The 11,383-nt window shown below is 72.1% G+C and carries 9 protein-coding genes; 8 read left to right on the top strand and 1 reads right to left on the bottom strand.

Annotated features, from left to right (window positions below):
• A partial coding sequence (locus FL311_RS35695) for a sigma-54 dependent transcriptional regulator (RefSeq protein WP_141332154.1) occupies positions 1–1,325 on the bottom strand: 1,325 nt, incomplete at its 3' end.
• A gap of 219 nt (positions 1,326–1,544) precedes the next feature.
• Between FL311_RS35695 and FL311_RS35690 the strand changes: the two genes are divergently transcribed.
• From FL311_RS35690 to FL311_RS35655, 8 genes are all read left to right on the top strand, one after another.
• Positions 1,545–2,297: an OmpA family protein gene (locus FL311_RS35690; protein WP_141332153.1), complete on the top strand. Its 753-nt coding sequence runs from the start codon at positions 1,545–1,547 to the stop codon at positions 2,295–2,297.
• Positions 2,298–2,324: 27 nt separating this feature from the next.
• Positions 2,325–2,759 (top strand): chemotaxis protein CheW, encoded by a 435-nt coding sequence (locus FL311_RS35685; RefSeq protein ID WP_046715198.1) that lies wholly within the window; start codon positions 2,325–2,327, stop codon positions 2,757–2,759.
• Positions 2,760–2,762: 3 nt separating this feature from the next.
• On the top strand, positions 2,763–3,134 hold the full coding sequence (locus FL311_RS35680; protein ID WP_141332152.1) for a protein CrdC: 372 nt from the start codon (positions 2,763–2,765) through the stop codon (positions 3,132–3,134).
• Entirely contained in the window at positions 3,131–4,921 is a 1,791-nt protein-coding gene (locus FL311_RS35675; protein ID WP_141332151.1) for a methyl-accepting chemotaxis protein, read from the top strand. Before FL311_RS35680 ends, FL311_RS35675 begins: the two co-directional genes overlap by 4 nt.
• A complete protein-coding gene (locus FL311_RS35670; protein WP_141332150.1) occupies positions 4,918–6,738 on the top strand; it encodes a methyl-accepting chemotaxis protein in 1,821 nt (606 codons plus the stop codon). Before FL311_RS35675 ends, FL311_RS35670 begins: the two co-directional genes overlap by 4 nt.
• Positions 6,735–9,431, top strand: a complete 2,697-nt coding sequence (locus FL311_RS35665; RefSeq protein WP_141332149.1) for a response regulator — start codon at positions 6,735–6,737, stop codon at positions 9,429–9,431. Before FL311_RS35670 ends, FL311_RS35665 begins: the two co-directional genes overlap by 4 nt.
• Before the next feature lie 80 nt (positions 9,432–9,511).
• Positions 9,512–10,567, top strand: coding sequence for a chemotaxis-specific protein-glutamate methyltransferase CheB (gene cheB / locus FL311_RS35660; RefSeq protein ID WP_141332148.1), 1,056 nt, complete (start codon positions 9,512–9,514; stop codon positions 10,565–10,567).
• Positions 10,568–10,634: 67 nt separating this feature from the next.
• A partial coding sequence (locus tag FL311_RS35655) for a protein-glutamate O-methyltransferase CheR (RefSeq protein WP_141332155.1) occupies positions 10,635–11,383 on the top strand: 749 nt, incomplete at its 3' end.

Genomic DNA, 11,383 nt, shown 5'->3' with positions numbered 1-11,383 from the left:
CGCCCGGCGCCAATCTCCTGCTCCAGGTTCTTGTTCGTCGCGGCGATGACGCGCACGTCCACCTTGAGCGTCTCCGCGCCGCCCACCCGCTCCAGCTCCACCGCCGAGTCCAGCGTGGGCGCCGGCGCGGGCACCGTCTCCACCGGAGGCGGCACGACGCCGCGTCCCCGGGGCAGCAGCTCCAGCGCGTCCGCGCGCGTGACGACGGGGCCCTCGCACAGGATGGCCAGCCGCTCGACCAGGTTGCGCAGCTCGCGCACGTTGCCCGGGTAGTCGTAGGCGCTCATCACCGCCAGCGCGTCCGGGGACAAGGTCAGCGGGCGCCGCCCGTTCTTCGCGCAGGCCTCGCGCAGGAAGGTGCCGATGAGGTCCGGCAGGTCCTCTCGCCGCTCGCGCAAGGGCGGCGAGTGAATCTGCACGACGTTGATGCGGTAGTACAAATCCTCGCGGAAGCGCCCGGCGCCAATCTCCTGCTCCAGGTTCTTGTTCGTCGCGGCGATGACGCGCACGTCCACCTTGAGCGTCTCCGCGCCGCCCACCCGCTCCAGCTCCCCCTCCTGGAGGACCCTGAGCAGCTTGGCCTGCATGGCCGGCGGCATGTCGCCAATCTCGTCGAGGAACAAGGTCCCCTCGTGCGCCAGCTCGAACTTGCCGCGGCGCACGCTCACCGCCCCCGTGAACGCGCCCTTCTCGTGGCCGAACAGCTCGCTCTCGATGAGCTCGTGCGGCACCGCCGCGCAGTTGAGCTTCACGAACGGCGAGGCCTTGCGCCGCGAGTTCTGGTGCAGCGCCCGGGCGATGAGCTCCTTGCCCGTGCCGTTCTCACCGGTGATGAGCACCCGCCCCTCGGACGGCGCCGTGCGCTGGATGAGCGAGAAGATGCGCTGCATGGCCGGGCCGCTGCCCACCATGTCGTAGCGCCCCAGCTGCTCGCGCAGCTCGCGCAGCTCCTCCATCGCCGCCTGGTGCTTGAGCACGTTGCGCAGCGCGACCAGCAGCCGCTCCCGCGCGATGGGCTTCTCCAGGAAGTCGCGCGCCCCCAGCTGCGTCGCCTTCACCGCCGTGTCGATGGTGCCGTGCCCCGACATCATGATGACGGGCAGCTCGGGCCGCAGCTCCGTGAGCCGGGCGAGCGCCGTCAGCCCATCCATGTCCGGCATCTTCACGTCCATCAACACCGCGTCCACCGGCCGCGCGCTCACCACGTCGAGCGCCACCTGCCCGCTGGCCGCCAGATGTGTCTGATATCCTGCAAGCTGCAACGACTGGCTCAGGGTCAGCAGGATGTTCTTCTCGTCATCGACGATGAGCACGGATGCGGGCATGCGGGGCGCTCCCGGCCCGGGGACCACGTCACGCGGCCGCTCCCGGGCAACAGCGACAATCTCACGGAAAATATTTGGACATTCAAGGGTTTCGGGGCGCGGAGGGGTGTCTCGGAAGGGACAAAAGCTTTGACTCACCCCGGCGACTGAGACTACACGCGACCCGAATACCCGTCCCCTGCGGGTGCTTCTTTCGTTTCAATGATTTCGGGAGGAATGATGCGTCGGATTTCTCTGTGGGCGGGGCTCGGCCTCGCCATGGCCGTGCTGACCGGCTGCCCCCCCAGCTACCCCAACTGCAAGGACGACTCGACCTGCTCCGAGAAGGGCGAGGTCTGTGTCCAGGGCACGTGCCAGGAGTGCGCGACCGACGCCAACTGCAAGGAGGGCTTCTCCTGCCAGGGCAACAAGTGCGCGCCCAAGCCGCCCGAGTGCACCGTCGACAACCAGTGCGGTGACGGCCGCATCTGCGAGGCCGGCAAGTGCGCCGAGGCCCAGTGCAAGGACGACTCCTCGTGCCCCTCCGGTGGCAAGTGCCAGGGCGGCCGCTGCCAGGTCCCCACGGACACGTGCGCGTCCAACTCCGACTGCGGTGACGGCCAGGAGTGCAGCGCCGGCCGCTGCGTGACGGCCTCCGCGGACAAGTGCGACTGGAGCCCCATCCGCTTCGGCTTCAACGAGTCCTCGCTGGACTCCGAGGCCCAGCAGCGCCTGTCGGACCTGGCCAACTGCCTGAAGACGGGCCAGGCGGGCAAGCTGACCCTGGCGGGCCACGCCGACGAGCGCGGCACGGAGGAGTACAACCTCCAGCTCTCCAACCGCCGCGCGGCGGCCGTCAAGCGCTACCTGACGGACCTGGGCATCAAGTCCAACACCGTCACGACGGTGGGCTACGGTGAGACGCGCCCGGTGAACAACGCCTCCTCCGAAGAGGCGTGGAGCGAGAACCGCCGGGTCGAGTTCCAGCGCTAGTGGAGGCTGAGGTAGGCTTGGCGCCACATGGCCGTCCACGAGCCGGAAGCGCGTCAGTCCTATCTCGTCTTCGCCTGCGGTAGCAGCTGGTACGCGGTACCCGCGGACAGCGCGGCGGAGGTCGTCACCTTCCCCGAGCTCACGCGGGTACCGGGTGCTCCAGCCCACCTGCTGGGTGTGTTCGCCCACCGGGGAGAGGTCATCCCGGTGGTGGACATGGGCCTGCTGGTGGGCGGCGCCAGCCAGTCCTCGCGGCGGGCCGTCCTCGTGCGGCTGCCGCGCGGCACCCTCGCCCTGACCGCGACCACGGTGGCCGGCGTCTCCCCGGTGACCGGAGCGCTCGAGCCCCTGGGCTCCGCGGGCGTCCAGGTCCACCTGAGAGGCCCCGCCAAGAGCGGCCCCCGGGACGTGGCCGTCATCGACCCCGAAGGGCTCTTCGACCACCTCAGCCAGGGCGCCTGAGTCATGGCCCCGGCAGGCCCCGTGCGGGGCATGTTGTTGTGTCACGCGGGCCCGCATCGGCTCGCGTTCCTGGCCCATGAGGTGCTCTCCATCACCTCGCCGGGGGAGGAGGACGCGGCCTCGGCCCGGCTGGCCTTCCAGGCGTCCGCGGGCGCCTCGCGCGTGCTGGTGGCGACGTCGGGCGGGGCGGTGGGCGTGGACGCGCTCGAAATCGAGGCGGAGGCGCACCCGCTGCTGCCCGCGCCGCCGGTGGCGGTGAGCGCGTCGGGTGGCTGTCTGCGCGGCTTCGTGCTGGCGCGCGGGGTGCTCTGGCCCTTGTTGGGGCTGGCGGACTTCGAGCGGTTGCTCCGGCGGCGGATGGGGGGCGCGGCGTGACGGGGCCTTCGGACGTGCGGGGGCTGGCGCTCTGGGTGGCGCGGCCGGTGATGCCCGCGAGCACGGTGGGCATCTGCCTGGCGCTCTTGCACGGGTTGCTGACGGATGCGCTGCCCCGGGAGGCGTGGCTGCGCTTCCTGGGGCTGGTGGTGGTGGTGACGGCGCTGTCCTTGTGGCTGGTGCGGCTCAACGCGCGGCGCTCGCTGCGGGTGCTGCACGCGGTGGGGGAGGGGGCGCTGCCCGCCTCCGCCGAGCACCTGCGCCAGGCGCTGCTGGAGGCCCGGGCCTTCCCCGACAGGGTCTTCTCCTTCGCGCTGCGCAGCTGGTTGTTGGGCGCGCTGGTGGTGGCGTTCATCTTCATCCCCTGGACGGACGCGTCGCTGGGGCTCGCGCCGCGAATCGTCCTGGTGGGCGCGTGTCTGGGCTCGCTGACGGCGCTGCTCATCTACCTGCTGGTGATTCGGCGCTGTCGTCGGGCGGTGGAGCTGGTGGCGGCCCGGGGGCTGTCCCCGCTGGACGTGGTGGCGGCGGCGCCCCCCCGGCGGCTGCACATGCGCCGGCACATGGTGCTCTTCACCGCCATCGCGGTGCTCACCCCCTCGCTCTTCATCCTCGACGCCACCGTCACCGGCACCTCGCGGGCCATGGACGAGGTGGTGCGCGCGAAGTCGCCCCAGGAGCGGGACATGGCGGTGCGGCGGGTGGACGACGAGCGGGGGCTGGCCGTCGCGGGGCTGGTGGCGGTGCTGGTGCTGTTGACGGCGCACCTGGGCGGCACCGTCATCGCGGGGCCCCTGCGCGCCATCACCGAGGAGGCCACCCGCATCGCCCAGGGAGACCTGCGGCCTCCGCGCGTCATCCCCGCGGAGGACGAGGTGTGGGCCACCTCGGCGGCCTTCGCGCAGATGCAGGCGCAGCTCGCTCAGGCGCTCACCCAACTGCGGCGCGCGGGCCTTCAGATATCGACCACCACCGAGCAGCTGGTGGCGACGTCCGGTGAGCAGGAGGCGGGCGCCGACGAGCAGGCCAGCTCGCTCAACGTGACGAGCGCGACGACGGAGGAGCTGGCGCGCTCGGCGCAGCAGATCGCCGGCAACGCGGAGTCGGTGTCCACCATCGCCGAGTCGACGTTCTCCGCCGCGCAGACGGGCCAGCGCGGCGCGGCGGCGTTCCTGGGCGCCATGCAGCGCATGAAGCAGGACAACCAGGCCATCGCGGACGCGGTGGTGCGGCTCAACAAGCGCGTGCAGCAGATTGGCAAGGTGGTGGAGTTCATCAACGAGATCGCCGACAAATCCGACCTGCTGGCGCTCAACGCGGAGCTGGAGGGGACGAAGGCGGGCGAGGTGGGGCGGGGCTTCTCGCTGGTGGCCGCGGAGATGCGCAGGCTCGCGGAGAACGTCATCCGCTCCACGAAGGAGATTGAGGGCCTCATCGAGGAGATCCGCGACGCGACGAACGCGGCGGTGATGGCCACGGAGGCGGGGCTGAAGGCCATGGACGCGGGCACGGTGCTGGCGGCCGAGGTGGACGAGAGCCTGAGCCTCATCCTGGAGCTGGCACGGCAGACGTCCCACGCGGTGCGCAGCATCTCGCTGGCCACGCAGCAGCAGCAGACGGGCACCGACCAGCTCGCCGCGGCGATGGGGGACATCCTGCGCGTCACCGAGCAGAACTCGGCGGCCACCAAGCAGATGGCGGTGGCCAACGCGGACCTGTCCACGCTGGCGAGGGATTTGAAGCGCGTGGTGGAGCGCTTCCACGTGGTGGCCAGGGAGGACGCATGAGCCCGCGCGGGACTTCCAGGCGGACGTCCTTCACCCGTCACCTGCTGCTGCCCGTGCCGCTGACCAACCTGGTCGGCGTGGTGTTCGGGCTGCACTACGCGTGGCTCACGCTCTCCGACGCGCCGGGGATGGCGGGCCGGATGGAGCTGTTCGTCCGGTGGGCGTGCGGGATGGGGGCGGTGGCCATCATCCTGGGCGCGTGGGTGTCGCTCGCGCGGCTGCGCACGGTGCGGGCGCTGGAGCTCGGGCGCGTGGCTGCGACGCCGGAGGTCTTGAAGGCCGCGGTGACGGAGGTGACGCGCTGGCCGGACGAGGCGTTCCTGCGCTCGCTGGGGCTGTGGCTGTTCACCACGCCCCTGTTGGGCTTCGCGGTGTGGTGGACGGCGGGCGTGGACGCGGACGCGGCGCGGCGCATCGCCGGGTTGGGGCTCTTGTTCGGTCCGCTGACGGCGCTGCTGGTGCACTGCCTGGTCATCCTGCGCTCGCGCAAGGTGGTGCTGTGGCTGGCGGAGCTGGGCATGACGCACGGCCAGCTCATCGCGGCGATGCCCAGGCGGGCGGAGATTCGCGCGCGGCTGGTGGCGTTCGCCTTCATCTCCGTGGTGACGCCGGCGGTGTTGTCCGTGCAGCTCTCCTCGGCGCTGGGGGAGCGGTCGCTGCGGCAGCTCATGGCGCACGCGGCGCCGAGCGCGGAGCTGGCCTCGCGGCTTCGCGTGGAGGCGCTCGTGTCGGGTGGGCCGCTGGTGCTGCTCGTCTTCGCGCTGGCGCTGACCACCGCGTACCTGGGCGGCACGCTGCTGGGGCGGCCCCTGCGGGAGCTGTCGAGCGAGGCGCGGCGCATCGCCGAGGGAGACCTGGCCAGCCCTCGCGTGGTGCCGACGGAGGATGAAATCTGGGACGTGTCCGCGGCCTTCACCACCATGCGGACGCACCTGGCGGACGTGATGTCCCAGCTCCAGCGCGCCGGGGCGCAGATTTCGGCGACGACGGAGGAGATCCTCACCACCTCCGGACGCTACGAGGTGGGCGCGACCGAGCAGGCCAGCTCCCTGGACCAGACGAGCGCGACGACGGAGGAGCTGGCGCGCTCGGCGCGGCAGATCGCCGAGAACGCGGGCTCGGTGGCGCAGATTGCCCAGCGCACGCTGGGCGCGGCGCAGCAGGGCCAGCGCAGCGCGGAGTCCTTTCTGGGCTCGATGGAGCGCATGAAGCAGGACAACGTCGCCATCGCCTCCTCGGTGGTGCGGCTGAACAAGCGCGTGCAGCAGATTGGCAAGATTGTCGAGTTCATCAACGGCGTGGCGGACAAGTCCGACCTGCTGGCGCTCAACGCGGAGCTGGAGGGGACGAAGGCGGCGGAGGTGGGGCGGGGCTTCTCGCTGGTGGCCGCGGAGATGCGCAGGCTCGCGGAGAACGTGCTCGAGTCCACGAAGGAGATTGAAGGGCTCATCGAGGAGGTGCGCGAGGCCTCGGCCGCGGCGGTGTCCGCGACGGAGGGCGGCGTGCGCGCGGTGGAGTCCGGGACCACGCTGGCGCAGCAGGTGTCGGAGTCGCTGCGGCAGATCACGAAGCTGGCGGGGAAGACGTCGGACGCGGTGCGGAGCATCTCGCTGGCCACGCAGCAGCAGCAGACGGGCACCGACCAGCTCGCGGAGACGATGGCGGACATCCTCCGCATCACCCAGCAGAGCCTCAACGCCACCAAGCAGGTGAGCACCGCGAACACGGACCTGCTCGTGCTGGCGAGGGACCTGAGTGAGGTGGTGGAGCGCTTCCAGATTGGACAGGAGACGCTGCGAGGGGAGGAGGGCGGGTGAACCCGAGCGAGCGCCTGCTCAGGCAGTTCCGGGACCTGGTGACGGTGCGCCTGGAGCGCATCAACCGGGCGCTCATGGAGCTGGAGGCAGGGGCGAGCCCGGACGCGGGACGTGGGGCGCTGCGCGAGCTGCACGGGCTCAAGGGCGAGGCCCGGATGATGGGCTTCGACGACATCAACGTGCTGGTGCACGAGATGGAGGAGCTCGTCCGCTGCGTGGAGCCCCGGCGCTATGCCTTGTCCGCGGACTCCGCGGATGCGCTCCTGAGCGCCGCCGACGCGGTGCTGTTGCTCTCGGGGGCGCAGCCGGGCGCGGCGTCCTCGCCCGAGGTGGTGCGGCTGGTGGGCTGGCTCCAGGCCTGTGCCCGCGCGGAGACCCGGGATGGTCCGACGGGAGAGGGCGCGGGGGCGCCCTCGAGCGCGAGGGTCGATGGGGCCGAGTCGTTGGCGCGGACCGTCGCCGCCGCGTCGGGGGGCGGGGCGCCGCGTGGTGCGACTGGCGACGTCGGTGGCGAGGCCTCGGGTCCCCAATCCTCGTCCCGAAGTGACGGTGACTCGCGGAGCGGGGGGCACGCGGCCGATTCTTCCTCGCCTGGCGACGGGAGAGAAAGAAGCGGGACCCACGCTTCTGATGTCGCATCCCGAAATGACGAGCCGGAGAGGGATGTGGCCCCTGTGGCCGAGGCCGCGGCGGTGAGCGTTCGCGGCGGGGGGCGCACGGCTCCCGGAGGCAATCCGCTCTGGCGGGTCTCAGGGACGGGGATGACCCGCGTGTCCACGGTGGCACCCGCCGAGCCTCCACTGCGCGGTGGCGCCCCACCTCCCACGGGAGGCCTCTCGACCGTCGCGCAGAATCGCGGCTGGCCCTCCGCGCCACGTCCGGAGACGAGCCCCGCTCGTCCCGCCACGGGGACGACTGGCGCGAGTCCCTCGCCCACGCCTGTCCCCGTGCCTCGCGTGGCCGCGCCAGGGCAGGGGCCCTCGACGCCGCCCCGTCAGCCCGAGACGCGCATGGACGCGGTCCGCATCGACGTGGCCAGCCTGGACCTGTTGACCAGCGCGGTGACGAACCTGGCCCAGGTCGCCCGTCGCCGGGAGCGCGCCAACGCCCGCCGCCTGGCCCTGGCCCGGGAGCTGGGAAAGCTGGCCCGCGAGGCCGAGGACCTGGGCCCCGCCGCCGCCGCGCTGGTGGCCCGGCTGGGCACCGCCAAGGAACTGGCCGCGGACCTCCATCGCGAGTCCAAGCTGCTCTCCAACGAAGAGCTCCGCGACCTGGGAATGGTCGTCGAGGAGGTCCAGGGCCTGCGCATGCTCCCCCTGTCCGTCCTCTTCGAGCCCTATCCGCGCATGGTGCGAGACCTGTCGCGCACGCTGGGCAAGGAGGTGGAGCTCGTCGTCGACGGCGAGGACACCCGCGCGGACCGGGCGGTGGTGGAGGCCTTGCGAGAGCCGCTGATGCACCTGGTGCGCAACGCCCTGGACCACGGCCTGGAGACGCGCGTGGACCGCGTCACCTCCGGCAAGCATCCCCGGGGCTGTCTCACCCTGCGCGCCGCGCGCGAGGGCAGCCGCATCATCCTGCGCGTCGAGGACGACGGCATGGGGCTGGACCCCGTGGAGCTGCGCCGCGTGGCCGTGCGCCGGGGCGTCCTGGACGAGAGCGCCGCCAACGCGCTGTCCGACGCCGCCACCCGCGAGCTCATCTTCCTGCCGGGCTTCACCTCCCGGGAGGTCGTCACGGACCTGTCGGGTCGGGGCGTGGGCCTGGACGCCGTGCGCGCCTCCATCCAGGGACTGGGAGGCGACGTGGGCGTCGAGTCCGCGCCCGGCTGGGGCACCATCTTCGAGCTGCGCGTCCCCGTGTCCCTCACCGTCGCGCCGCTGCTCTTCGTCCAGGTGGGCACGGAGACGCTCGCCTTGAGCGCCACCCACGTCTCGCGCGCCCTCAAGGTGGAGCCCCTGCACCTGTGCGAGGTGGCGGGCCGGCCCGCGCTGCTCGTGGAGGGCCGCGTGCTGCCCTTGGCGTCCCTGGGCTCGCTGCTCGGCCTGTCCCCGGAGCGCGAGGTCCGGGAGGGGGAGCTCGTCCTGGTGGTCCGCAGCCAGAGCGGCGCCGCCGCCGTCGTCGTGGACCGCGTGCTCGAGGAGCGCGTCCAGGCCATCCTCCCCCTGCGCGGCGTGCTGGCCCGCTTCGGCCACCTCACGGGCGCGACCTCCCTGGCGGACGGCCGGCTCGCCATGGTGCTGTCGGCGGCCTACCTCACCGCCAGCGCCCACGGGACGTCCCCGCTGAAGCTGCCCCGCTCGTCGACCCCGGAGACACAGTCGCGGCGCCGGCGCATCCTCGTCGTGGACGACTCCCCTCTCACCCGGGAGCTCATCTCCAACCTCCTGGAGGCGGTGGGATACGACACCGTCATGGCCGCCGACGGGGCGGACGCGCTGGACGTCCTGGAGGGCACCCCGGTGGACCTGGTGGTGACCGACCTGGAGATGCCGGGCATGGATGGCCTGGCGCTGACCCGCCGGCTGAAGGAACTTTCCGCCCGGCCGAGGCTGCCCGTCGTCATCCTCACCACCCGTGGTGGAGAGGAGGACCGGCGGCGTGGGCTGGCGGCGGGGGCGGACGCCTACGTCACCAAGGGGGACCTGGTGCGCCAGGACCTGGTGGATGTGGTGGGGCGACTGTTGTCCTGAGGGCCCCCAGCTCAACCTCCTGAGGACAGGACGGAGCATTGGCTATACTCGGCGCCTCGCGCACGGGGTATGGACAGGGCATGGGCAAGAAAGTGTCGGTGCTGGTGGTCGATGACTCACTCATCTGCCGACAGCTCATCTGCGAGGCGTTGAGCAAGGACCCCGACATCGAGGTGGTCGGCTCGTGCGCGGACGGCAAGCAGGCCGTGGAGATGACCAAGGAGCTGCGGCCCCACGTCATCACCATGGACGTGGACATGCCCGTCATGGATGGGTTGACGGCCACCGAGCACATCATGGCCGAGTGCCCCACGCCCATCCTGGTGCTGACGGCGGACCCGCGCTCGCAGGCGCCGGAGCTGACGTACCGGGCGCTGGAGCTGGGCGCGCTCGCGCTGCAGATCAAGCCCGCCATCGACGCCGGCCCCGAGGCCTGGAACCTGGTGCGGGAGATCAAGCTGCTCTCCTCGGTGCGCGTCATCCGCCACCTGCGCCGTCCCCAGAAGGGCATCACCCCGCCTCGCGTGACGACGTCCGTGCTGCCCGCCGTGTCCATGGGCGTGGTGGTGGTGGCCGCGAGCACGGGCGGGCCGCAGGTGCTGTGCCGGATGCTGTCGGAGCTGCCGGCGGACTTCCCCGCGCCCATCGTCATCGTCCAGCACATCAACGCCGCCTTCGCCGAGTCGCTGGCGGGGTGGCTGGGCAACACCAGCCGGCTCAAGGTGCGGCTGGCGCAGGACGGCGAGCCGTTGATGCCGGGCCACGTGCTCATCGCGCCGCCGGGGCAGCACACCATGATTCCCTTCCGGGGACGGGTGGCGCTCAAGGCGGGCGTGGAGCGCGACGGGCACATGCCCTCGGGGACGACGCTGCTGGAGAGCGCGGCCCGGACCTACGGCCGGCGCGCGGTGGGCCTGGTGCTGACGGGCATGGGCGCGGACGGCGCGGAGGGGCTCCTGGCCATCCGTCAGGCCGGAGGGCTGACGCTGGCGCAGAACGAGGAGTCCTGCGTGGTGTTCGGCATGCCGGGCGCGGCGGTGGAGCGCAAGGCGGTGGACCACCTCATCCACGGCGACGAGGTCGCGGCGACGCTGTCGCGGCTGGCGCGGGGTGAGTCGTTGGCCGTGGGGCGCTGAGCTGGCGGTGCGTGCTCCGAGCGCGCCATGGGCTTTCGTGCGCGCCTTCCTCACGGCGCGTACGGGCATGGCCTTGAGCGGGCCCCAGATTCGTCGGCTGGATGACCGGCTGGCGGAGCGGTGTCGCGGGCTGACGCCGCACCAGTACCTGGCGTTCCTCAAGTCGCCCACGGGCGCCGCGGAGCTGGAGGGGCTCATCTCCGCGGTGGTGGTGAACAAGACGGACCTCTTCCGGGACGAGGTGCAGCTCACCGACTTCCGCGAGCACGTGCTCGGGCCGCTGGTGGAGCGGGCGAGGGGAGGGCCCCTGCGGGTGTGGAGCGCGGGGTGCTCGACGGGCGAGGAGGTGGCCACGCTGCTCATCCTGCTGGCCGAGGCGGGCGCGAGCCCCGGGAGCACCGTGCTGGGCACGGACATCTCGGAGGCGGCGCTGCGGCGCGCGCGGGGGCTCTCCTTCTCCGCGGAGCAGCTGCGTCGGGTGCCGCCCGCGCTCCGGGAGCGCTACTTCGTGTCGACGGGCTCGCGCCTGGCGCTGGTGGGCGGGCTTCGCGAGCGGGCCAGCTTCCAGGTCCACAACCTGATGGACGTGCCCTATCCCCGGGCCCCGGCCGAGCGCGGCTTCGACGTCATCTTCTGCCGCAACGTCCTCATCTACTTCACGGTGGAGTCCTTCCACCGGACCGTCGCCACGCTGGCGGAGAGCCTCGTGCCCGGGGGCACGCTGGTGCTGTCATCCTCGGAGCCGCTGCTCCAGGTGCCGCCCTCCCTGCGCGTGGTCCGCACGGAGTCGGCGTTCTTCCACGTCCGGAGCGACGC

The sequence above is a fragment of the Myxococcus sp. AB025B genome (assembly GCF_006518215.1).
Lineage (GTDB): Bacteria > Myxococcota > Myxococcia > Myxococcales > Myxococcaceae > Myxococcus > Myxococcus fulvus.
This window is presented reverse-complemented; position numbering and strand designations above follow the sequence as displayed.